A 25,807-nucleotide genomic window follows, 5' to 3' on the forward strand; every position below is an offset into this window, starting at 1 on the left:
AAAAAGAAGAGTGTCGACTTTCCCTTCCTTTGTTAATAAAACAATGCTAATATAATAAACACTTAGTCCATTTTCTCTTTTTTTCGAAAAAAGTAAGAAATATCTGATATCTCCTTGAATAACCTATATTTAGAATTTACCAAGTACTTAGAGAACTTGGATGAAAATAATGTGATTAAAATCTTTAAGTGATAATATATATGAAAAGAATAGTAAAAAACAGTTTGTTTACAGCAATATTGATGGTGTGGGGGATGATGTATTCCTCATGCGAAGACTGGACAGACCCAGAAAGCATTAACATCCATTACTCTACATTTGAAGAGCAAAACCCACAACTGTATGCTGACTATATCAGAGATCTGAAACGCTACAAGGATGGAGAACATAAGTTAGTCTTTGTCTCTTTTGACAATCCGGAAACTAACCCAATCAATCAAACCGAACGTCTCACCGCTATACCGGACAGTGTGGATTTTATCTGTTTGAATAATCCGGAAAAGCTCTCGTCTGAAACACAGGCCGAAATGGTAAAAATACGCGAGAAGAATATCCGCACGCTTTCCTGCATTAATTATGAGAGTTTAGAACAAGAATGGAACAATAAGGCAAAGGATAATTCCGAATTGACGGAAGAAGATGCACAAAGATATCTGAATGAACGTACGGATGCTATGCTGGCTCTATGTGACAGTTATGGATATGATGGTATCCTAATTGACTATACAGGACTTTCAATGGTGGGTATGCAAGAAGATGTGTTACAACAATACAAGGCACGTCAGCAAAACTTCTTCAGCAGAGTGTTGGATTGGCGGATTAAGCATACCGACAAGACATTGGTTTTTTACGGTTATGTGCAGTATTTGGCTCCCGAAAACATGGATATGCTGGATAAATACAATCATCTGATACTGAAAACCGCTTCTTCTAAAAACATGGAGGATCTGACATTAAATGTTTTTATGGCTATTCAAGCAGGCATAGACGTAGCAGGAACGAATGCGGATCTTGTTCCAAAAGATCGTTTTATTGCCTGTACACAGTTTCCTCAACAGGAAGATAAGGATATGATAATTGGTTATTGGGATACACGGGATGCAAATGGAAATAAAGTATTGGCTGCACAAGGTACAGCTCAATGGATTGTACAGACATCACCAGATTATACCTGCACTGGTATTTTTATCATCAATATCCAAAAGGATTATTACAATAATACTTATGGAACAGTACGTGAAACTATTCATATAATGAATCCTAATAAATAGAAATACAATATGAAATTGCATATTTATCAATTAGCATTTATAGCACTTACTGCATTTACGGTAAGCAGCTGCAAGGATACGGATATTAATGATGAACATCATTATGACAATAAGCTTTATATAAGTTCGGTACCCGTAACTGAAGATTTACTGATTAAAGAAGATGTATTGTTTGACAGTCGTAAAATTACTTATCGGCTTGCTGCTCCTGTCGACAACGAAATCCAAGTCAGCTTTGATGCCAAACCATCTTTAACAGCTACCTATAATCTATGTTATGGGGATAATGCTACAGCACTTCCCGAAGCGTTTTATGATATCCCTGTGAAGAATGTTACGATTCAACCCGGAGGAATTTCCGGAGATGATATCATAGTGAATTTCGTTAATTTGAATCAATTGGACGACTCAAGACGTTATGTGTTGCCTGTTACAATCACAAATGTATCTGGAATTGGACTTCTTGAGAGTGCCCGTACCACTTATTTTATTATCAAAGGCGCTGCTCTTATTAATGTTGTAGCTAATATTAAAGAAAACTATTTTCCGATAAAATGGAATAGTGATGTAAGCAAGATGACTACTATTACAGTGGAAGCATTGGTACGAAGTGATGACTGGGTGGCCAAACGTGATAATGCACTAAGTTCTGTTTTTGGAATTGAAGGTAATTTCCTTATACGTATCGGTGATGGTGACCGTCCACGTGATCAACTTCAGGCATTTGTGCCAGGTGGAAGTTTTCCTCCAGCAAATCACGCACCAGGTATTGGACTTCCGGTAGACGAATGGGTACACATAGCTGTTGTGTATAACACTGTCAATAAAAACCGAATCTATTATAAGAATGGTGTGGCGGTGTATAAAGACCAGTCAGCAAATAGTACGGTTAATTTAACTAAGAATTGCTATATAGGTCGTTCTTTTGATGGTACCCGCTGGCTTCCGGGAGAAATTTCAGAGGTTCGTATTTGGAGCGTAGAAAGAACTGCAGAGCAAATTGCAGATAATCCTTATAAAGTAAATCCTGCCAGTGAAGGACTTGTAGCCTACTGGAAATTTAATGAGGGGTCTGGAAAGGTTGTTATAGATCGTACTGGCAATGGAAATGATATCACAGCGAGTAAAGATCCGATATGGGTTCCTGTAGAACTTCCTCAAATATATTAATCCTTTTAATTAAAAAGAATATTATTATGAAACAAAAATATCTGATAACAGGGTTGATGGTTGCCATATTTGCAGGCGGCATAACTTGCCTTACCTCCTGTGATGATGATCTTGTCATAAATAAAGCAATAGATGAGTCAGCATATACCGGCATTTATGAAAACAATGGATACTTGCGTGACGGAAAGTCCAATTTGTCTTCTAACGTAGTGGATCTATACAAAGATACTTATACTACTTCTGTAAAAATGAGTCTTAGTAAAATGACGAGTACCAGTACTTCTGCTCAAGTAATTATTGATGCAGATTATTTGGATACTTATAATAAAGAGCATGAAACCGATTTTGAATTGTATCCTGTGCACCTGGTTTCTTTTAAGAATGACGGGAAGCTCATAGTAGATGCTCAAACAAAATCTGCTCAGACTGACATCACCATTCAGGCGGACGGCACTTTGAAAGAAGATAAAACCTATGCTTTACCTATAGCTCTTACCCACGTAAGTAGCGACATTACCATAAAAGATGAGAAAGCTGGTCATTGTATCTATTTGATAAAAGATATGAGAAAGTTGGGAAATACTTACAAAGGAGAAGATGTTGTAAAGTCATTTGTCTTCTTTGATGGTACAAATCCACTGAATGCTCTTTCTTTTCAACTGGAAAACGGAAAATTGCTGTGGGATGTAGTATCCCCATTTGCTGCCAATATCAACTGGGACGCACAAGCCCAACGCCCTTATTTAAAATGTAATGCTTATATACAATATTTGTTAGACAATAATGAGAAATTTTTGCAACCACTTCGTAAACGTGGAACTAAAATAGTATTAGGGATACTTAGTAACGGGGATATAACAGGAGTGGCGCAACTTTCCAAACAAGGTGCCAAAGACTTTGCACGAGAACTAGCGCAGTATTGCAAAGCATATAATCTGGACGGGGTATGTTTTGATGACGAATATGAAGGCGCTTATGATCCGAATAATCCGGCATTAACAAAGCCTACTGAAGAGGCTGCCGCACGCTTATGCTACGAAACTAAACAAGCAATGCCTGATAAAATCGTAGCGGTATATGCATTAAGAAGAATGTATAGTTCGAAGGCAACCGTTGTTGATGGAGTAACTATTAAAAACTGGATAGACATTGTAGTGGGTGATTATGGTAGAGATCCTTCTCAAGTTCCGTATGGGGACCTGACATCCAAAGAATGTTCCGGTCAATCCATGGAGTTTGTTAGAGGTACAGGTGGCGATTTACAGGGACAAAGACTGATAAACCAAGGCTCTGGATGGTTTATGGGCTTTTCACCGAAGCCGGAAAATTATGGCAATGTATTCCGGCGTCTGTCTGATGTGAAAACTCTGTATGGTTCTCCGTTACAAGCACCTACCGTGTTCTACAAGGACAATGATGCCACACCTTACCAATATCCCGATGATTTGCAATAATTAAAAAAACAATTGTAGAAATGAGAACACTTTATAGATTTTTCTTGTTGTTGGCAGTCGGTTCGCTGACAGCCCTTTCTGGATGCGGGGAAGATGAAACTCCAAGTCTGGCTACCTACCCGGATAACAATTTTTCTCTTGTGGCGGAAGACGGAGAAGGCTCGGAAATAACGGTAAATGCCACCTATAATAATGAGGGTATATTAGAATTCGATAAACCCACAATATTCACCTTTCGTTTTAACGCTTCACCCGAGGACGCAATAGTTACTTTTGAGCCAATCGGAGAAGATGTTGAGTTAAGTGATACCAAATTGATAATTCCGGCAGGCTATACGGATGCCAGTGTTACTTTGGGTATAAAAAATATGGATGTTTTTCAATCTAATTACGATGAAGCTACCTGTAATTTAGGAGTGAGAGCTACTGTGCAAGGATATAAAATGCCATCTATTACCTTGGAGGCAAAAGCTTTGATAAAGAAAGAGGCGTATGTAGCTACAGGTTTCTTGGAAGGAAAAGTCGGTAATAAAACTACATTCGAACATACTTATTTCAACGGAGAATTTAAGGACACGGAGCGGAATCTATATACATTCAGTGTACAATTGGATCGTCCTGCTCGGAAAGATGTAAAGGTGAAACTTACAACGGAAGGAGTGGATGACGAATACCTGAAAGACATTAGTATTACTCCTGCAGAAATTATAATTCCTGCTGGTGAAAAGACATCAGGAGATATTACTTGGGAGATTACTAATGACTTTTTGTTGCGTACATCGGACGACTCGTCAAACACATTAAATATCACAGCTGTTTTTGAATGTGAAGATCCGGTCTTCGTGCAGGATGAGAAAAGAAGTTCTTTCACCTTGAATATAAATAAATATATAAGAGGATTTGAACACATATCTTACAAACGGCCTTCCGGTTGGATAGAATGGGCCAAACAGGGTTGGTCTGTAGATGTGGAAGATAGTAGTGATTTTTATCAAAACGATGGTGGCGGTTCGCTTATTGATGGTGAAACCAAAGGTAACTATGAAGGTATATGTTCTGATGGAGATATTTCATTTACACTCGATATGGGAGAGGAAAAAACAATCACTGGAGTAGGTCTTGATTATATATATTATTATGCTCCTCAAAATGTACAATTATCAGTTTCTTCTGATGGAAACACATGGAATTATCTAGGAAAAGTAGCTACTGCTGATGAGAATGCCGATTACTATCAATTCATTGAACCTATAACTGCACGGTATGTGAAATTTGATCTTTTGGCTTCTTGGGGATGTGAGCTTTATGAAATATACGTCTTTAAGTAGTATTGAGTCTAAAAAGAATATAGGTTAAAGTTTGTATTCGAGAGGCTGTCTCAAGATTGTTTTTGAGTCAGCCTCTTTTTAATTGCTTTTTCAAAGAACGGGCAGGCGCTAACTTTTCTAAGTCTAACGTTTGCTCATGTTCCTAAATATTTGAATTAAATGCTACATAGTGAAATAAAATATCTATCATAGTATCATTTATTTCAATAATCTTTTAATTATCAAAGGAATAAGTATGATAGATAGCTTTTAGAAAATGCATCTATCATACTTTTACCAGTAAAAACAGGTTATCTATCATTGTGCAAAATAGCCATATAAGGGTCATAATAGGTGTAAGATAGCTTGTTTTTGTCACAAGGGAGCCATATAAATCTGATTATCGTGGCTTAATAATGTAAATGTAATGGCGATAAGTTTATAGCCCACGTATGTGTGCTGTACAGTCCGCATGTGTGGGCTGCACGGTTTACATACGTGGGCTGTACAGCCTGCACATGTGAACTATAGAAAGACAGCCGCTTCCAATAGATTATTAAGTTGTCAATACAGGTTATCATCCTATAAAGTGTGCATTCTTATGCCTTTAAATGGATACTCTCACCTAATGCTACACTAAATAGATATAGTATGGGTGTGATAGATACCCGTTTTTTGCAATAAAAGTATGATAGATGCATTTTCTAAAAGTTATCTATCATACTTATTCCTTTGATAATTAGAAGATTATTAAAATGAATGATACTATGATAGATGTTTTTCTCACTATGTATTCAAACCTGTATCATTTTACTCATTTCCGTACGGTGCTGAATCAATTGATATTTTAGCAAATAAGTATTGAAACGCAGATTAACGCAGATTTTCGCAGATTATTAGAAGGCTGCGCCATGTTTGAGAACTTTTTTATTCTTTGCGAAAATCTGCGTTAATCTGCGTTTCAATAAATGTTCATTTGGTTCATTTCGGTGCAATACTGAAAGACTCAAACCAAGATTAGGGTAAATTATCTCGCAAGGATTATTGTTGCTTAGAGAAAGAATAGGGCATATCTTCTTCTTTAGTTCCTCTATTCTGATTAGGTTGATTGCTCATTTCAACACTGATTGTACCTCCCTTGAGCAAATTTTCGTGTCGGAGATAATTTTTAGTGTAATCAGCACCATTGACATTCATCGAATTGACATAAAAATTCTTCTTACTATTATTCGGAGCATCAATAACCAAACTATTGCCATTCTCAAAATGAAGTGTAGCTTTCTTGAATAACGGAGCACCTATAATATATTCATCCGTTCCCGGACAAACAGGATAGAAACCTAATGCCGAGAATACATACCAGGCAGAAGTTTGTCCGTTGTCTTCATCGCCACAATAGCCGTCCGGAGTAGGAGAGTACATACGATCCATTACTTGACGCAACCAGTATTGGGCTTTCCAAGGTTGTCCTGCATAGTCATATAAATAAATCATGTGCTGAATCGGTTGATTGCCATGTGCATAGTTACCCATATTCATCACAGTCATTTCACGGATTTCATGAATCACTTGGCCGTAGTAGCTATCATCAAAAATTGGAGGTACGGCAAAAACAGAATCCATCATGGTGATAAACATCTCTTTTCCACCCATCAAGTCAATCAATCCTTGAGGATCGTGGAATACAGACCAAGTATAGTGCCAGCTATTTCCTTCCGTAAAGGCGTCCCCCCATTTCAGCGGAGAGAAAGGAGATTGGAATGTACCATCTTCGTTGCGTCCACGCATTAACTTAGATTCCTTATCGAAAAGATTCTTGTAGTTCATGGCACGTTTTGCGAAAAGATTAATCTCTTTTTTCGGACGTTTAAGTTCCTTTGCCAGTTGGTAGATACACCAGTCATTGTATGCATATTCCAACGTGCGTGCGGCGTTCTCATTGATTTTTACATCATAAGGCACGTAGCCCAGTTTATTGTAATATTCATATCCCAAACGTCCTGTTGATGATACTTGTGGATGTACATTCTCCGTTCCGTGAATCAGCCCTTCATACAATGTTTTTATATCGTCCACTTTCACTCCTTTCATGTAAGCATCCACTAAGACAGAAGCAGAGTTGTTACCAACCATACAGCCTCTGTGCCCCGGACTTGCCCATTCCGGGAAGAAACCGCTCTCTTTATATGTATTGATCAGACCTTCCTGCATTTCCTTGTTGACTGACGGGTACATTAGGTTCAATAACGGGAATAGGCAACGGAAAGTATCCCAAAAGCCTGTGTCGGTATACATATATCCCGGTAATACTTGCCCATTATAAGGACTGTAATGAACCGGTTGTCCGGCAGCATCCAGTTCGTAGAATTTGCGTGGGAAGAGCAATGAACGATATAAACAAGAATAGAATGTGCGATATTGATCGAGATTGCCTCCTTCTACTTCTATTTTGCCTAACACTTGGTTCCACGCTTCTTTTCCTTTCTTGGCTAGCTGTTCAATATTATCTTTGCCCAACTCTTTCATATTCAAAGCTGCCTGTTCAAAACTGATGAAAGAAGAAGCAATCCTTGCATGTACTTGTTCGCCTTTATGTGTTTGGAAACCAATAATGGCTCCGGCATGCTCTGTTGTCTGTTCGGTAACATTTTCCTGCAGATTGCCATTGGCTACCGTAGCTTTATAAGTGAAAGGCTTGTCGAATTCAATAATAAAGTAATTTTTAAAGTTTTCGGGAACTCCACCGCTGTTGCGAGTTGTATAACCGATAATCTTGTTTTCTTCCGGAATAACCTTAATATACGATCTCTTATCAAAGGCATCCACTACAACATACGAATGATCGTTTTCCGGAAAAGTGAAACGGAAAAGAACGGCACGCTCGGTTGGAGCCATTTCTGTCACTACATCATGCTCTGCAAGATATACTTTATAATAATAAGGAGTGGCAGTTTCTCCTTTGTGGGCAAACCAACTGGCACGCTTTTCTTCATTGAATTCCGGTTTGCCTACTATAGGCATAATAGAGAATTGTCCGTAATCGTTAATCCACGGACTGGGTTGATGTGTTTGTTTAAATCCACGAATCTTATTAGCTGTATAAGTGTATTGCCATCCGTCTCCCATCTTTCCTGTCTGTGGAGTCCAGAAATTCATCCCCCACGGACGGGCAATGGCTGGATAAGTATTACCAGTTGATAACTCGAAACTAGATTGAGAACCCATAAGCGGATTGACATACTGCGTCCAGTCTTTGGCTTTTGCAAAGACGATACAACTTAATGCACATACTAATAGGAGATACTTTTTCATGGTCTTATTTATTATTTATGGCTCAATCGAATCAGAAATCAATTGAGCCAATTTATTTTTCAAGGTTTTATTTTTTTTATTCAATTTGAACAGCCTGTACCAACTCATTCCTCTTTTTTGGAGGAGAGAGCCGGAGAGAGGACTCCCCATTTCGTAGGATGATCGGTCATCTTGATTTCCATCGTTCCTCCATTCGCAATATCCTGATGGTTAAAGAATGGAATGTTTAGAGCCTTACCGTTCAGCGATACACTTTCAATGTATTTATTCTTTTTCCCATTATTCTTTACTACAATACTGAAAGTCTTTCCTTCAGGCAGATTGATAACTGCTTTGTCGAAGGCAGGACGTCCGATGGAATATACCGGCTTGCCGGGACATACTTGATAGAATCCCATAGAGTTGAGTATATACCAGGCAGACATCTGACCGCAGTCCTCATTGCCCGAAAGACCGTCTATACTGTTGGTATACTGACTTCGGTAAACGCTATCCACCAACTCTTGAGTTCTCCAAGGGTGGTTAACGTAGTTATATAGATGGATCACATGGTGACTTGGTTCGTTTCCATGTGCATATTGCCCGATCAGTCCGCTGATATCTGATGAGGTTGTCTCACCTTCAAGTGATGAATCGGCCGAGAATAAAGAATCGAGTTTCTGGACAAAAGCATCTTCTCCACCCATCAGATTGACTAATCCTTCTACATCATGCGGCACAAACCAAGTCCATTGCCAAGCTGTTCCTTCACAATAATCATCGCTGCGGTGAGTAGATGCACGCGGATTGAATGGAGTACGCCATTCACCTTTTGAGTCCAGTCCACGCATGAAGCGGATTGATTTGTCGAAATAAAATTCGTACGCCTTGGCGAAGCGTTCATACTTTGCTTTGGATTCAAAATCACTCATTGCTTCTGCAAAGATAGAGATACACCAGTCATCATACGCATATTCCAGAGCTTTGGCCACTGATTCGTTTTCGCGGTCACAAGGGATATATCCGATGGCATTCTTATAATATTTTGCTTTAGGCATGAGATGAGGCAATACCAAATCCGGACATTTGATGCCGATAGTGTCATATTCGGCGGCACGCAGGCAGGCTTTATAAGCCTCTTTGGCATCAAAATTGCGATACCCTTTCATGTAGGCATCCACGATGACCGGAACAGCATGATAACCAATCATAGTGCCGGTGTAATTGGAAGCCAAGTCCCACATGGGGTATATCCCACCTTCCTGATGTTTCTTAATTAACGAATTGATAAAGTGATTATTCAGATCAGGATCAATGATAGTCATTAGCGGATGTAGCGCACGGAAAGTATCCCATAAAGAAAAGACTGTGTATATCGGATTAAGGGTGTCTCCTTGATGCACTTCAAGATCCATTCCTAAATAACGTCCGTCTGCATCAGTGAACAGATTTGGACTGATTCCCGTGTGATAGAGGGCTGTGTAGAAGATGGCTTTATCTTCTTTATCGGAAGTTGTAATATCAATTTTGGAAAGATATTCATTCCATGCCGTACGTGCGTCTTTACGTACTTTTTCGAAATCCCATCCGGGAATTTCTGATTCAACGTTCTTCCGTGCACCGGCAATATCGACAGCGGACACACCTACTTTAACAAGAACCTGCTCGTCTTTACTGGTGTTGAAATGCAATAATGCTTTGCAGACAGGAAGTCGTTTACCATTGTCCATGGTAATAGAGTCCGTAACGAGCGTATAAGAGAATGGTTTGGAAAATTTAGCGTAGAAGTTGATGTATTGGTCGAAAGCCCAATAAGTTGTTTTCTTATGTCCACAGATTTCCGTATCGCTTATTACTTCTATTTCCATCTCGGAGTTAGTCTGTCGTTGCAGGCTGTAATCCAGGTCGATGATAAATCCGGATTCGGTGTTTTCGGGAAAAGTATAGCGATGGATTGCTCCTCGTTTGGTGGATGAAATTTCAGCTTTCACTTGATAAGTATCGAGAAAGACAGAATAATATCCTGGTTCTGCAATTTCATTCTTGTGCGAGAAAGAGGAAGCGTATGCCAGTCGCTGGCTTTGGGGATCGGTTGTTCGATATTGTTGTTTACCTACGGTTGGCATGAGCAAGACATCTCCATAGTCGCAACAACCTGTACCACTGACGTGTGTGTGAGAGAAACCATTGATGGTAGAGTCGGCATAATAATAACCGGAACAAGCATCCCAACCATCGATCCGGGTGTCCGGGCTGGGCTGAATCATCCCGTGGGGAACTACCGCTCCGGGGAAGGTATGACCATGTCCACCGGTACCGATGAAAGGGTTGACGTAAGCACTATAGTCTTTTACATTAGTGGGGGCTGTACAGGAGCTAAGTGTGAATAAACCTCCTAAACATCCTACTATTAGGAATGTTTTTAATTTCATGGTATTAATAGCTTTTAAGTTTTAGCCGGTTCATCTTTTACTTCTTATTTGGGAGAAATGAAGATATTGTTTCCGACAATTTTATAATCAATAGGTATAGAGTTTTGCAATGATTTTAACACTGACTCGATATTCGATTTCCTTTTCAGTACACCGGAGTAAGTTTTACCCGTCTGAATGTCAGGAGATAGAATGATTTTCACATCATAGAAACGCTCCAGCGCTTTGGTGATGGTGAAGATATCTGCTTTTTGGAATGGAATCAGATTATCGTGCCAAACAGCATCCAACTTGGCATCCACTTGTTTCACGGTCAATCGTCCATTATTTTTGTTCAGTTCCGCACGTTGCCCTGGAGTGAGGATAATCTGCCCCTCTTCCTTATTGCCTTTTACTTCAATCTCACCTTCAATAAGTGTCGCCTCCGCTATCCGGCAACGCTTATCGGATTTTAAATTGAACGTAGTTCCCAGTACGCGTACGCGTATTGCATCACTTTGAACGGTGAATGGCTTATGGCGGTTTTTGGTGACCTCAAAATAAGCTTCTCCTTCCAGGTAGACATTGCGTTCCTTTTCGGAGAACTCACGTGGATATTTCAAGGTTGCTGCATTGTTCAGCCAAACCTTGCTACCATCCGGCAAGACTACCTCCTTAACAATGCCTTCGCTGGCTACTGCGACCATCATTTGTTGATTGTTTCCGCTTTGATAGAACCAATATCCGATTCCACCACCCATGACCAACATTGCAGCAATCACTGCGGCATATTTCATCCAGCGATGCATGCTTAGTATTTTGCTCTGTTTACCTTTCTCTTCGTCCAGCTTTTTATAGAGTTGTTTTTCCGCACGAAGTATCCGTTGTTCATCAGTGTACTGGTCGAATTTACCCAAATGATAAATTTCTTCCATACGAAAGAGCTGGCGGGCATTTTCTTCCGATTCCTTCATCCAGGCATTGACCTCGATAAGCTCTTCTTCAGAACACTGTCCTGTCAGATATCTGTTTATTATTTCTTCACTTAGATTACTCATTTTCTTTTCCTTCATATTAGTAATACAATTCAAAACGCAAAAACACTTATTATAATCGCCATAAAAATAAGAAAAGAATCGCCCAAAGAGGATCGAGTCGGCCACGCAAGTATTTTAAAGCCTTATACATATGGGCTTCCACCGTGCGGAGTGAAACTCCGAGAATATCGGCTATTTCCTTGTTTTTCATATCATGCAGATAGCTAAGTTTGAAAACCTCTTTGCATTTGTCAGGGAGCTCATTAATTGCATCATGAATTTCCTTGCGGAGTTCCTTGTCTTCGATCCTCCGAATCACTTCGTTGTTGTCCGGTTGATAGAATTCTGCGCGTCTTTGGTTGATTTCTTCCATGGCAACACAATAACCGTCTTCCACACTGCGGTGTTTCAAGACATTAAGGGCACGGGTGTAAACGGCACGATAGAGAAAGGCCTGGATTTGGTCGCCTATCTCTATGTGGTCTTTCCGCTTCCATAATTCTACAAATACGTCCTGCACTACATCCTCTGCTTCTTCTTCTCCCACCAAACGGGTTGCATAGAAAATCAGGCTGGGATAGTACCGGCGAAATAGTGCTTTATAGGTTACATCAAAGTTTTCATTCATTCTCTCGATGGACTAAGTTCATGTTTCGTTTATGGGTTTTTATCTTCGAATATGACTCCAATTGCTTTAGGGGTGTTACTCATTTCGAATTCGACAGTCGCTCCACTCATGATTTGCTCGTGAGTAAGATATGTTTTGTCATACGGTTTTCCATCTATTTTGATGGATTGGATATAGATATTTTCTTTGTTTACTTTGGGGGCCAATACGGTGAAAGTCTTTCCATTTGCCAGATGTAATTGCATTTCCGGGAATAGGGGAGTACCTATCTCATATTTTCCACTGACGGGATTGACGGGGTAGAATCCCATCGCACTGAATACATACCATGCTGACATCTGACCGCAATCTTCGTTGCCACAAAGACCGGCTGGGTCGTTCTTGTAGAGCTCGTTCATCACTTTGGCCACATATTCTTGTGTGCGATTTTCGTGTCCTATAGCATTGAACAGATAAATAACGTGATGGCTTGGCTCATTGCCATGCGCATATTGTCCTATCATGCCTGTGCTGAAGATCGGAAGTTCGTCATCTGCTGCCGGATGATAGGTGAACATACTGTCCAGTTTTTCGGCAAATCGGTTTTTACCTCCTATAAGGTCGATCAGTCCGTTAATGTCATGCTGAACAGACCAAAAGTATTGCCATCCGTTGCTTTCGCAAATGTGTGGTGTATAGTCATCGGCCTTGAAGTCCTTGATAAAGATGCCTTTGTCGTCACGTGGCTGCATGAAAGAAGTAGCGGGGTTATAAACATTCTTGTAGTTTTGAGAACGTTTGTAAAATTCGTCCGCAATGTCTTGTTTGCCCATCTTCTTCGCCATTTCGGCAATGCAATAGTCATCGAAAGCGTATTCCAGTGTTTTGGATAACGACCAGTTTTCTGCGTTGTAGTGGTCTGTTACGTTGTAAGGTATGTATCCTAATTCTTTATAGAGTCCAATGCCACGATAATTATCCAGATTAGCCGTTGCTATGCAAGCATCCAAGGCTTTCTTTGCGTCGAAGTCGCCGATTCCTTTCAGATAGGCGTCTACAATAACAGGAACAGCATGATAACCGATCATCATGTCTGTTTCACTTCCGTAGAAGTTCCACACCGGTAGGCGGCCATTCTGTTCGTAGAAGGCGATGAAGGATTTCACCATGTCGTTTACACGCTCGGGTTCGGTATAAGTAAAGAGCGGGTGGGCGGCACGGTATGTATCCCATAGGGAGAAAGTGCTATAATTAACCCAGCCGTTGGCCTGGTGTACTTTCTTATCGGGGCCGTAGTAAGCTCCGTCTACATCACTGTAAATAGTTGGAGCAATCATTGAGTGATAGAGAGCGGTGTAGAAGTTCACTTTATCGTTCTCATTATCACCTTTTATTTCAATCTTTCCGAGCTGGCGATTCCAGTTTGCTTTTGTTTCCGCCAAGTATTTGTCGAAGTCATTTTCGGGGACTTCAGCTTGCAGGTTTTTGGCTGCTCCTTCCATGCTGACACCGGAAATGGCAGTGTTTACCAATATCTGTTCATCCTTTTGGGTATTGAAATCGAAGCGGGCGATAACAGCGGTACCGATACGTTTGTTATCTTTGATGATGGCAGTTGTGTCCAGTTCCATTTTCTCAAAAGGCTTGGAGAATCGGGTGCGGAAATAGATGTGTTGATCGCGTGCCCAGCCGTCGGAGAAACGGTAACCTTGAATGGTGACGGAGTCTACGACTTCGATATGAGAATCGTTGGTAAAATCCCAGTTCATGGCTTTCTTCAGATTTAAGAAGATAGCAGATTGGGCTTCCGGAAACGTATAACGTTGTATACCACAACGCTCGGTGGCAGTCAGTTCGACGTTGATGTTATAATCAGTCAGGCGTACTTGATAATAACCGGCATGAGCACTTTCATCCTTGTGGGAGAATTTAGAGTGGATGCCAAGCGGTGCTTCCGCTTCTTTGTAGGGAAGAGTGACAGGCATGAAAGAGATGTCATACAAATCTCCCGCTCCAGTACCGGAAAGATGTGTGTGGCTGAAACCGGCAATCGTACTGTCCGGATAGAAATAACCGGAGATACGGTCCCATCCGGGGAGTCCGTTGTCCGGGCTAAGTTGCACCATGCCGAAAGGAGCTTGGGCACCAGGATAAGTGTTTCCAGTGAAGTCTGTTCCGATAAATGGATTTACATAAGATGTGTAATCTATTTCGTGTTTTTCTTGCGTAGGGGTACAAGAAATGAGCATGCAGGTTAACAGCAGGCATAGATAAGCAGGTGTTCTCATCATTCTTTAGGTATTAGTGATTACTTATTTTATTTATTTGAAGGATAAGAAAAATAATTAATCAGGTCACAAAGGTAGAAAAAAACTGTGACAAGCCTAAATTATAGGCTTAATATTTTTTAAGAGAGACAAATAGACTTCTACATCCGGTCGATATTCCTCGGTGCCGGACAGTGCTTATCGGTGCCTCGATTAGTGTAATATTTAGGCGCGGATTTCGTAGATTACACGGTTTTAAGAATAAAAAATCCGTGTAATTCGCGTAATCTGCGCCTAATTTTAAATCTTTATGTAAAACGAGCCTATTATCTTTTTATTAGACTCCTTTTCATTTACTTTTAGATTCCTGCTAGCTCCAGTACTTTTTCAACAGCTGCCGGTAGTCCGTCAGTGTTTTTACCTCCTGCGGTTGCAAAGTGAGGCTGACCACCGCCACCGCCTTGAATTAGTTTGGCAGCTTCTTTCACTAAATTGCCAGCTTTCAGACCACTCGCAACCAGATTGTCGCTAAGCATGACTGTCAGCATCGGTTTTCCGTTATCTATATTTCCGGCAACGAAGAACAAGTTTTCTGTAATCTCACCACGAAGTTGGAAAGCGATATTCTTCACTACTTCTGCCGGTAGCGGAGCACAGAACTTAACCACTTTGATGCCGTGAATTTCTTGTATATTCTTCAACAGTCTTTCCTTCAGTGCTGCTTCTTTTTCTTTCATGAAGTCTTCCACCTGCTTCTTCAATCCTGCATTTTCATCCAGATATTTGCGGATTGCAATACCCAAATCAGGAGCATTGTTGAAGAGAGCCTTCAAGTCGCTAAGTGTATCTTGTATTGTATCCAGCATTTCTTCCACGCGTGCTCCGGTATAAGCTTCAATACGGCGAACGCCGGCAGCAACAGAACTTTCGGAGATGATTTTTACCATACCGATATTTCCGGTTGCAGCTACGTGTGTACCACCGCAGAACTCGATAGAAGTGCCGAACTGGATCACACGAACTTTGTCGCCATACTTTTCACCAAAGAGAGCGATAGCTCCCAACTCCTTAGCTTCCTCGATAGGAATATTGCGATATTCTTTCAATGGGATATTAGCGCGGATTCTTGCATTGACGATATGTTCAACTTTACGGATTTCTTCATCGGTCACTTTCTGGAAGTGAGAGAAGTCGAAACGTAATGAATCCGGTGTAACCAATGAACCTTTCTGTTCGATATGTTCACCCAACACTTCACGCAAAGCAGCATCCAGCAAGTGGGTCGCCGAGTGATTGGCTGCGCAGGCAGCACGTTTGTCGGTATCTACACAAGCCATCATCGGAGCTTCCGGATGTTCGGGTAGCTTTTTGGTAATATGTATCGGAAGATTATTCTCTTTCTTTGTGTCGACCACTTCAATCGTCTCGAACTCGCTCACCAATACACCGGTATCACCGACCTGACCACCACTTTCTGCATAGAATGGAGTATAGTCGAGTACAATCTGATACAATGTCTGGTTCTTTTGTTTGATCTGACGGTAACGAAGGATAGAAGCCTCGTATTCAGTGTAATCGTAACCAACGAATTCAGTAGTCCCTTCTTTCAGTACAATCCAGTCACCTGTTTCGATGGCGGCGGCATTACGTGCACGCTGTTTCTGTTGCTGCATTTCTTCATTGAACTCTTCAATGTTGACAGTCATTCCGTTTTCACGGAGAATCAGCTCTGTCAAGTCGAGCGGGAAACCGAATGTATCATATAAAGTAAAGGCATCTTTACCGCTGATTTCAGTTTTTCCATTGGCTTTGGTATCTTCCATTGTCTTATCCAATAGACGGATACCAGTTTCCAAAGTGCGGAGGAATGATTCTTCTTCTTCCTTGATTACTTTTTCAATCAGTGTCTTTTGTGCAACCAGCTCAGGATAAGCTTCTCCCATATTATCAATCAATACAGGAAGCAACTTATACATAAATGCCTGTTTCTGTCCGAGGAAAGTATATCCGTAACGAACAGCACGGCGAAGGATACGGCGGATCACATAACCAGCTTTCGCGTTAGAAGGCAACTGACCGTCTGTGATAGAGAATGCAATAGTACGGATATGGTCGGCAATTACACGCATGGCGATGTCCTGCTGCTTATCTTTTCCGTATTCTGTACCCGACATAGCTGCAATAGCTTTCAGCATTGGCTGGAATACGTCTGTATCGTAGTTGGATGTTTTTCCTTGTAAAGCCATACAAAGGCGTTCGAATCCCATACCGGTGTCAATAACCTTTGCAGGAAGCGGCTCAAGGCTGCCATCTGCTTTGCGGTTGTATTGCATGAATACGAGATTCCAGATTTCAATTACCTGCGGATGATCGTGGTTCACGAGGTCGCGACCGGAGATCTTGGCGCGTTCTTCAGCAGGACGGAGGTCGATATGGATTTCGGAACAAGGTCCGCAAGGTCCTGTATCACCCATTTCCCAGAAGTTGTCGTGTTTGTTACCGTTGATGATGTGATCCTTTGGCAAGAACTGTTCCCAATAAGAAGCAGCTTCGTCGTCACGGCTCAATCCTTCTTCGGGACTTCCTTCAAATACGGTTGCATAGAGATGTTCCGGATTCAGTTTCAAGACTTCTACCAGATATTCCCACGCCCAGCTGATCGCTTCTTTCTTGAAGTAATCGCCGAACGACCAGTTACCAAGCATTTCAAACATGGTGTGGTGGTACGTATCGTGTCCTACTTCTTCCAGGTCATTATGCTTTCCGCTTACACGCAAACATTTTTGCGAGTCCGCGACTCTTTGGTATTTCGCCGGATGGTTACCCAAAATAATATCTTTAAACTGGTTCATACCCGCGTTCGTAAACATCAGGGTAGGGTCATCTTTAATCACCATCGGAGCCGAGGGAACGATGTGGTGTCCTTTCGACTCAAAGAAATTCTTGAATGAATCTCTGATCTCTTTTGCAGTCAACATATAATGAAGAATTATGATTTATGAATTATGAATTATGGGCTGTGGGATATGAGAGAGGGGAAGAATCCCCAATAAATCATAAATCACAACTCATAAATTCGTAAAAACTGTGCAAAGATAGCTTGTTTTTATTACTTTTGCCGTATTAACAAGCGAAATATTTCCAAAAAGATGCGCAAAGTATACTACATCTATAATCCACAGACCCAGACTTATGATCGAATTTACCCTACCGTACGGCAGCGTGCGCTTAGTATCCTGCGTCGGCTTTTCTATGGAATGGGGTTGGGAGCAGGTTGCTTTATTGTATTGCTTTTGATTTTTGGTTCTCCGTCGGAGAAGGAATTAAGAATTGAAAACAGCCGTCTTTTGGCGCAGTACAATGTGCTTTCCCGGCGTTTGGACGACGCTATGGGGGTGCTTCAGGATATTCAGCAACGTGACGATAATCTGTATCGAGTGATTTTACAGGCAGATCCTGTTTCTCCGGCTATTCGTCAGGCAGGTTATGGCGGGACGAACCGTTACGAAGAACTGATGGATTTGGCGAATGCCAAGCTGGTGGTGAACACGACTCAAAAATTGGACGTGCTTTCCAAAAGGCTTTATATCCAGTCGAAATCTTTCGATGATGTGATTGATATGTGTAAGAACCATGATGAGATGCTGAAATGTATTCCGGCCATACAGCCTATTTCGAATAAGGATCTTCGTCAGACAGCATCCGGTTATGGTACACGTATCGATCCTATTTATGGTACGACAAAGTTCCATGCAGGCATGGACTTCTCTGCTCATCCGGGAACGGATGTATATGCTACCGGAAACGGAACAGTGGTGAAAGTGGGATGGGAAACCGGATATGGTAATACCATTGAGATAGATCATGGCTTCGGGTATCTCACTCGGTATGCTCACTTGCAGGGATTTAATACGAAAGTCGGAAAGAAAGTGGTACGTGGTGAGATTATCGGAAAAGTGGGTAGTACAGGAAAAAGTACCGGTCCGCATCTGCATTATGAAGTGCACGTGAAAGGGCAGGTAGTGAATCCGGTCAATTATTATTTCATGGATTTGAGTGCCGAAGATTATGAAAAGATGATTCAGTTGGCAGCCAATCATGGTAAAGTATTCGATTAAAATCTTAAAACAGGAGTGTTATGCTTAATACAGACAAAGAATTGAAGCTATATTATTCAATAGGGGAGGTTGCCGACATGTTCGGAGTCAATCCGTCATTGCTCCGTTTTTGGGAAAAGGAATTTCCGCAAATCTCTCCTAAGACAGCGGGAAGAGGAATACGTCAGTACCGCAAAGAAGACGTAGAAACGATCGGTCTTATCTATCATTTGGTAAAAGAAAAGGGCATGACACTTCCCGGTGCCCGGCAACGTTTGAAGGATAATAAAGAAGCTACGGTTCGTAATTATGAGATTGTAAATAAGCTGAAAGCGATAAAAGAAGAGCTTTTGGCTATTAAACGCGAATTGGATGGACGGGAATAAATAAATGCTAATCGATCATGGATTCGATAGGCAAGAAACCTCATAACAAAATGAACGGCGAACAATTTGCATGATACTGCAACTTATTCACCGTTCATCGTTTTCTTATTTACCGTTTGAAAGCTATTCTTCTACACGGCTCACCTGTTTGATATTCTGTATTTTCTTCAGATTGTTGCAGATGGTTTTTACATCATCTACATCATGTACCCACAACTGAATTTTTCCTTCAAAGATGCCATCTTCGGTTTCGATGGTCAGCTTACGGATATTTACATTGAGCTGTCTGGAGATAACTTGAGTGACTTCATTCAAAAGTCCCATATTATCTATACCTTTTATATATATATATACCAGGAAAGACAGTTCTTTGTGTGTATCCCATTCGGTCGCTAATATGCGGTTGCCATAGCTACTCTTCAATTTGGCAGCAACAGGGCATTGGCGCTTGTGAATAATGATCCGGTCGTTTTCATCCACATATCCCAATACATCGTCACCGGGAATAGGATGGCAACATTCGGCCATGATATATTTCTTCTGCAAACTTTCTTCCGTCAGTTTGAGCACCTCTTTCGGGTTGATTTTTTCTTTTTCCTGCGGTTCTTTCTCTTCCTGCTTCTCTTTGCTATTGCCGAAAGAGAAAGTCAGATATTTCTTCCAGTTACTGGTTTGCTTTTCTTTCAGTTCATTCTTGTCCGCTTCTCCCAAAACGATTGCTTTACTGCCAATGGCAGCCAGCAGTTCTTCCTCATTCTTGGCATTATGCAGTTTGCGTAGCTTTTCGATAGCAGCTTCTTCCGGACGGACTTCCTCCTTTTTCAGAAACTCACTAAGGATTTCTTCTCCTATCTTCTGGTTTGCTTTACGCTCTTTGCGGAGAATGGCTGCTATCTTGGCGCGGGCACGGGCAGTGGTTGCAAAAACTTCCCATTGCGGTTGTACGCGTTGCGATTTTGAAGTAAGGATTTCAACTTGGTCACCACTTTGCAATTTGTGGCTCAACGGCACTAATTTATGATTGACTTTGGCGCCAATACAATGGCTACCAATATCCGTGTGCAGGGAAAATGCAAAGTCGAGAGCCGTAGAGTTCTGCGGCATAGTCTTCAGTTCGCCTTTAGGAGTGAACACGAATATTTCAGAAGCAAATAAATTTAGCTTAATGGTATCCAGAAAGTCAATGGCATCCGGTTGCGGATCATCTAATATCTCCTTAATCGTTCTTAACCATTTTTCCAATTCACCTTCATCCTCGCTGCCTCCTCCTTCTTTGTATTTCCAGTGGGCTGCGAAACCTTGTTCGGCAACGTCATTCATCCGTTCACTACGAATCTGGACTTCAATCCATTGTCCGTTGTTACCCATCAGAGTGACGTGCAATGCCTGATAACCATTAGCTTTAGGATGGCTGACCCAATCGCGCAAACGGTCCGGGTGGGGTTTGTATATCTTGGAGATAGAAACGTAGATATCGAAACAGTCATTGAGCTCTTCTTCTTCATTACGTGGTTCGAAGATGATTCGAACAGCCAGTAAATCGTATATTTCTTCGAAAGGAACATGTTTGGTCTGCATCTTGTTCCAGATGGAATAGATTGATTTTACACGGGCAAGTATCCGGTATTTCAATCCCATCTTATCCAGTTGGGTACGAATCGGGGCCGTGAAGTCGTTGAAAACCTTATCACGTTCAGCGGCAGTAGCATTCAACTTCTCTTCTATTTCCGCATATTCTTCGGGATGTTCATATTTGAAGCTTAGATTCTCAAGCTCCGTTTTTATCTTATAAAGCCCCAAGCGGTTGGCAAGTGGAGCATAGATGTAAAGCGTTTCGCCTGCAATCTTATATTGCTTGTTGGGTAACATGGAACCAAGGGTACGCATGTTGTGCAAGCGGTCTGCTATCTTGATAAGAATGACCCGGATGTCGTTCGACATGGTGAGCAGCAACTTCTTGAAGTTCTCTGCCTGTGCCGAAGCGCGGTCACCGAAGATTCCACCGGATATTTTAGTCAGTCCGTCCACAATCTGGGCGATCTTCGGACCAAAGATATTCTCGATGTCTTCCACTGTGTAATCAGTGTCCTCTACCACATCATGCAGCAAGGCTGCACATATAGAAGTGGAACCGAGACCTATTTCATTGCATACAATGCTGGCAACGGCAATCGGGTGCATAATATAAGGTTCGCCCGAACGGCGTTTGATACCTTTATGCGCCTGATTGGCAAAGTTGAAAGCCTTCGTAATGATTTCAACTTTTTTGCGATGCTTAGTATTGAGATAATCATTCAGTAGTTCGTGGAACGCCTGATTAATCATCTCTTCGTCAGCTATTTCTTTGGGGGCCAGATTATCCATAATTGTTATCCTTTCACTTGCTTAGTTCTGCAAAAATAAGCAAATTTCCGAACGATGCAAGCAGGAAGTTATTTATTTGTATATTTTCAATCGTTTTCCTGCTGCAATTTTAGTGCTAGACATTCCATTCCACCTTTGTATATCCTTAATTGTGACACCATACTTTCTGGCAATAGTGGATAAAGTGTCTCCACTTTTTATTGTATAATAGGTCAGATTTCCCTTACCGGCAACTGCTGATGTCGTTTTGCGGGTTGCAGGTGTAATATCCTTTACAGCAACGGTTTTCCGGTTGCGGAACAACTCATCGGCACGATGCGTATAAATCGTATCTTGCTTATCGATAAAAGTACTGATCGCGTCAATAGGCAGTCTTAACGTATAAGGTTTGCTGTCACCCGGAATCATTTGCTTCTTATATTGCGGATTCAGACTCTTGATCTGATCCAGAGGTACATTACAAAGGTCAGCGATTTGTTCGAAGTGCAGATTTTTGTTTACTTGCACTGTGTCAGTACTTGCCGGAATATTAGTTTCCATCGGGCAGATATTGTGATCGCAGTAGTAAGTCATCACATAGTTGGCAGCGATAAAGGCAGGCACATAGCCACGTGTTTCTTTAGGCAGATAATTGTAGATTTTCCAATAATCAGTTTCGCCATTGGCACGGCGGATTGCCTTATTGATTGTACCGGGGCCACAGTTATAAGCAGCAATTACCAGGTTCCAGTCTCCATAGATATCATACATTTCTTTGAGGTAACGTGCGGCAGCCCAAGTCGCTTTAATCGGGTCACGGCGTTCATCTACCAGGCTGTTTGATTCCAAACCATAGATCTTACCTGTACCGATCATAAATTGCCACAGACCGGAAGCACCTGCACGTGATACGGCTGATGGGTTCAACGCAGATTCGATAATCGGCAGATATCTTAGTTCCAGTGGAAGTCCGTATGCATCCAGTGCTTCTTCAAAGATCGGCATATAGAAGTTGCAGGCACTTAGCATGAAAGAAACCTGATTGCGCAAGCGTCCTGCATACATATCGATGAATTTGCGGATAATATCATTATAAGGCATTTCCATGATGGCCGGGATGCGTGACAAGCGGTCGATATAGACAGAGTCACTGAATAAAGGATTGATTTCAGCCGTACTGCAATCCTTGCCTAAATCAATATAATTTTTAGCTTTCCAGTCATTCAATAGACTGTCAAGTGGATAAGTCATACTTTTAGGCAGGTCGATGCTTTCTTTGCGTTCAGTTCCATTTTCACGAATCACTACATCTACACTTTGCGCTTTTACCTGCGACGTGGCCACTAGTAAAAGAAAAATAATCGAACAATAGTTAACTAATTTCTTCATGCTTCAATAATAAGATCAATCTAAATTGTGTTTTTTAAAATCGTAATACGCATTGCAGACCAACCGACTTGTTTTTAAAACTGTTGGAGCGGAACTGGTTGTTATTATCAATAACGGCCGGCTCTACTTTCATACTCAAGTCGGGGGTTATATCGAAGTTGGATAACTCCGCATCTACATAAGCGTCGATGATAGAGATCAGGTAAACTCCGATAAATGCAAATATACTAAGGTCCCGATAACGACGGAACATATCTTTTCTTCTTTTTAGTGTGTTTTTTAGCTGCTCCTCATTATAAGTGGAGTTCGGGGGCAACAAATCTTCGTAACTTTTCGTATTCGGATTGCTGTCCATAATGTCCAGATAGGCTTGCGAATAGTCTTTGTACATCTTACCGTTCCAACTTAAGGCGTAAGCACAACCAGCAAATCCTCCATATATAATAGGTAATTTCCAGTATTTACGGTTGTAAATCTGTCCTCCACCGGGGAATACGACTGCCAGCCACGTTGCTTTGGTCGGATTTGGGATAAATATTTTCTTGTTAATATCTTGAGCAGGTGGCGGCACAGTGTCGGTCTTTACAACAATGGAGGCAGGTTGCTCTATCTTTTTCAGCTCTTTCTTGTTGGCTGCATCCAAGCTATCCGCTATCTGTATTTTAGCAGCTGACAAACTGTCGATGGCCGGAAGTTCTTTGGATGGTATGATTTGGATAGAATCCTTCTTCACCGAGTCCTGTATTATCGGATCACGATGCCTTCGTGCACGGGCTTTCGGCGCTTCGCGCTGTATGATTGTTGTATCTTTCCGTGCCGGAGTAACAGTGGATTGTGCATACACATCAATCCCTGCCACCTGTAAAAAACAGAGAAGCAGGGCGCTGACTAGTAACTGATATTTCTTACTTTTTCTTGTCATTTACTTCTTTAGCGTATCGAAGATTTCCATGATACGTTCCAGTTCCTCCTCGTTCCCGAAAGGAATACTGATCTTGCCTTTTCCCTTTTCAGAGCAGGTGAGTTGTACCTTGGTGTTGAAAAAGCCGGAGAGTTGTTGCTTCAATAAGTTGAATTCTTCAGGAAGTTTGCCACGTTTGGGTGTTATTTTCCGTGTGCCGCTTTTCACAGCTTCTCCTTCGCTTAATGATTTAACAATTTCTTCTACTTTGCGGACTGAATATCCGTGTTCTTGTATTTCTTCGAATATTTTAACTTGTAGTTTAGGGTCGCCTAATGAAATCAGCGCACGGGCATGTCCCATGTCCAGCTGCTTGTTTTGCAGGGCCATCTGTATTGGAGCCGGCAATTTCAGTAAGCGCAGGTAGTTGGCGATCGTCGTTCGTTTCTTTCCGATACGTTCGCTAAGACGTTCCTGTGTCAGTTCGTACTGATCGAGCAGATGCTGGTAGGCAAGTGCGATTTCTACGGCATTCAGGTCTTCACGCTGGATATTTTCAATCAGCGCCATTTCCATCATGTTTTCGTCGTCGGCAGTGCGTATATAAGCAGGGATTGTTTTCAGTCCTGCTCTTTGTGATGCACGATAACGACGCTCTCCCGCGATGATCTGATACTCATCGTCCGAGAGTTTGCGTAAAGTGATAGGTTGGATGATACCGATTTCCGCAATGGAATCAGCCAGTTCCTGCAATGCTGTTTCGTCAAACTCACGGCGGGGCTGGTTGGGATTGACAGTAATCTTTGCCAGCTCTATTTCATTAATGGAAGAAGACCCTTCGGTTTTCACATCATCCATTGAGAGCAAGGCGTCGAGACCACGTCCTAATGCATTTCTTTTTTGTGTTGCCATATCTTCTTCTTTCTTTTATTTATTTCGGTTGATAATCTCTTTAGCAAGGGCCAGGTGATTTTTGGCGCCGGTAGATTCCGCATCGTAAAGGATGGTCGGGACACCGTAGCTGGGAGCCTCGCTCAATTTCACATTTCGTTGAATAACGGTGTTGAATACCAGTTCCTGGAAATGACGTTTCACTTCATCGTAAATCTGATTAGCCTGACGCAGACGAGAGTCATACATTGTCAGTAAGAAACCTTCGATTTCTAAAGCCGGATTCAGTTTCGACTTGATGATTTTGATGGTATTCAACAATTTGCTAATACCTTCAAGAGCAAAATATTCAGCTTGAACGGGGATAATCACGGAGTCGGCTGCCGTTAGGGCGTTGATCGTGATTAGTCCTAATGAAGGAGAACAGTCTATCAGAATATAGTCATATTCTTTCTTCAAAGGCGTGAGTACTTCTTTTAGTATCTTTTCTCGGTTTGGGAGGTTCAGCATTTCAATCTCTGCTCCTACGAGATTGATGTGCGAAGAGATTACTTTCAAAGAATCAATCTCCGTATCAAGGATAGCGTCCTGTACGTTGGCTCTGTCAATAATACATTCATAGATAGTGCATTCCGACTGCTTGATGTCTACTCCCAAGCCGGAAGAGGCATTAGCTTGCGGGTCGGCATCTACTACGAGTACCTTTTTTTCCAGTGTAGCAAGTGAAGCTGCGAGATTAATCGTAGTCGTTGTCTTTCCTACACCGCCTTTTTGATTGGCCAAAGCAATAATTTTTCCCATATTCTCTAAATTTATTGGCAGCGAAATAAGTGATAAATCCTTAGAGCGCCTACGAAAAAAGAGAAACTTTGCAATTTCTGTTGATAAGTCGCCTGTTTTGTTAATAACTGTCGGACGAAACGGTTACAAAACTTCAACAGGTTCATCATCTTCTTTTCTCTTTAACGAGCTTGCAAATATACAT

General features: G+C 41.5%; 17 protein-coding genes. 6 read left to right on the plus strand and 11 right to left on the minus strand.

The annotated features are described in order from the left end of the window. Positions 1-200: 200 nt before the first annotated feature. The 4 genes from KSX81_RS16650 to KSX81_RS16665 are packed head-to-tail and all read left to right on the plus strand — an operon-like array spanning position 201 to position 5,223. The gene (locus KSX81_RS16650; RefSeq protein ID WP_117685348.1) at positions 201-1,271 is read left to right on the plus strand and encodes a glycoside hydrolase family 18; all 1,071 of its coding nucleotides are present in this window, start codon (positions 201-203) and stop codon (positions 1,269-1,271) included. A gap of 9 nt (positions 1,272-1,280) precedes the next feature. Further along, a complete protein-coding gene (locus tag KSX81_RS16655; protein ID WP_004301372.1) occupies positions 1,281-2,441 on the plus strand; it encodes a DUF1735 and LamG domain-containing protein in 1,161 nt (386 codons plus the stop codon). 26 nt (positions 2,442-2,467) lie between these two features. Beyond that, positions 2,468-3,895, plus strand: a complete 1,428-nt coding sequence (locus KSX81_RS16660) for a BT_3987 domain-containing protein (protein ID WP_217725741.1) — start codon at positions 2,468-2,470, stop codon at positions 3,893-3,895. Between the two features lie 20 nt (positions 3,896-3,915). Then, positions 3,916-5,223: a DUF4989 domain-containing protein gene (locus KSX81_RS16665; protein ID WP_195355001.1), complete on the plus strand. Its 1,308-nt coding sequence runs from the start codon at positions 3,916-3,918 to the stop codon at positions 5,221-5,223. Between the two features lie 1,020 nt (positions 5,224-6,243). Here the strand turns inward: KSX81_RS16665 and KSX81_RS16670 are convergent. The 6 genes from KSX81_RS16670 to alaS all read right to left on the minus strand — a co-directional run bounded on the left by KSX81_RS16670 (position 6,244) and on the right by alaS (position 17,793). After that, complete coding sequence (locus tag KSX81_RS16670) at positions 6,244-8,514, minus strand: GH92 family glycosyl hydrolase (RefSeq protein WP_217725740.1); 2,271 nt, start codon at positions 8,512-8,514, stop codon at positions 6,244-6,246. 104 nt (positions 8,515-8,618) lie between these two features. Next, entirely contained in the window at positions 8,619-10,925 is a 2,307-nt protein-coding gene (locus KSX81_RS16675; protein ID WP_217725739.1) for a GH92 family glycosyl hydrolase, read from the minus strand. Between the two features lie 44 nt (positions 10,926-10,969). After that, entirely contained in the window at positions 10,970-11,977 is a 1,008-nt protein-coding gene (locus KSX81_RS16680) for a FecR family protein (protein WP_008650585.1), read from the minus strand. Between the two features lie 34 nt (positions 11,978-12,011). Then, positions 12,012-12,569 (minus strand): RNA polymerase sigma-70 factor, encoded by a 558-nt coding sequence (locus tag KSX81_RS16685; RefSeq protein WP_004301378.1) that lies wholly within the window; start codon positions 12,567-12,569, stop codon positions 12,012-12,014. A 29-nt stretch (positions 12,570-12,598) separates the two neighbouring features. After that, positions 12,599-14,836 carry a GH92 family glycosyl hydrolase gene (locus KSX81_RS16690; protein WP_217725742.1) on the minus strand — a complete coding sequence of 746 codons (2,238 nt, stop codon included), beginning with the start codon at positions 14,834-14,836 and terminating at the stop codon, positions 12,599-12,601. A 338-nt stretch (positions 14,837-15,174) separates the two neighbouring features. Beyond that, positions 15,175-17,793, minus strand: a complete 2,619-nt coding sequence (alaS, locus tag KSX81_RS16695) for an alanine--tRNA ligase (protein ID WP_217725738.1) — start codon at positions 17,791-17,793, stop codon at positions 15,175-15,177. A 171-nt stretch (positions 17,794-17,964) separates the two neighbouring features. On the opposite strand from alaS, the gene KSX81_RS16700 reads away from it, so the two are divergent. Continuing rightward, positions 17,965-18,933, plus strand: a complete 969-nt coding sequence (locus KSX81_RS16700; RefSeq protein WP_004305395.1) for a M23 family metallopeptidase — start codon at positions 17,965-17,967, stop codon at positions 18,931-18,933. Between the two features lie 20 nt (positions 18,934-18,953). Beyond that, on the plus strand, positions 18,954-19,298 hold the full coding sequence (locus KSX81_RS16705) for a MerR family transcriptional regulator (protein ID WP_004301384.1): 345 nt from the start codon (positions 18,954-18,956) through the stop codon (positions 19,296-19,298). A gap of 123 nt (positions 19,299-19,421) precedes the next feature. On the opposite strand, the gene KSX81_RS16710 is transcribed toward KSX81_RS16705, so the two are convergent. From KSX81_RS16710 to KSX81_RS16730, 5 genes are all read right to left on the minus strand, one after another. Next, complete coding sequence (locus KSX81_RS16710) at positions 19,422-21,662, minus strand: RelA/SpoT family protein (protein ID WP_004301386.1); 2,241 nt, start codon at positions 21,660-21,662, stop codon at positions 19,422-19,424. Between the two features lie 72 nt (positions 21,663-21,734). Further along, positions 21,735-23,030, minus strand: coding sequence for a lytic transglycosylase domain-containing protein (locus KSX81_RS16715; RefSeq protein WP_004301388.1), 1,296 nt, complete (start codon positions 23,028-23,030; stop codon positions 21,735-21,737). Positions 23,031-23,064: 34 nt separating this feature from the next. Then, positions 23,065-23,952 carry a DUF5683 domain-containing protein gene (locus KSX81_RS16720; protein WP_004301390.1) on the minus strand — a complete coding sequence of 296 codons (888 nt, stop codon included), beginning with the start codon at positions 23,950-23,952 and terminating at the stop codon, positions 23,065-23,067. Further along, entirely contained in the window at positions 23,953-24,843 is an 891-nt protein-coding gene (locus KSX81_RS16725; RefSeq protein WP_004301392.1) for a ParB/RepB/Spo0J family partition protein, read from the minus strand. Between the two features lie 15 nt (positions 24,844-24,858). Further along, entirely contained in the window at positions 24,859-25,623 is a 765-nt protein-coding gene (locus KSX81_RS16730; RefSeq protein ID WP_004301394.1) for a ParA family protein, read from the minus strand. Between the last annotated feature and the right edge of the window lie 184 nt (positions 25,624-25,807).

Source organism: Bacteroides sp. MSK.18.37 (assembly GCF_019129155.2).
In the GTDB taxonomy this organism is placed as follows: Bacteria; Bacteroidota; Bacteroidia; order Bacteroidales; family Bacteroidaceae; genus Bacteroides; species Bacteroides ovatus.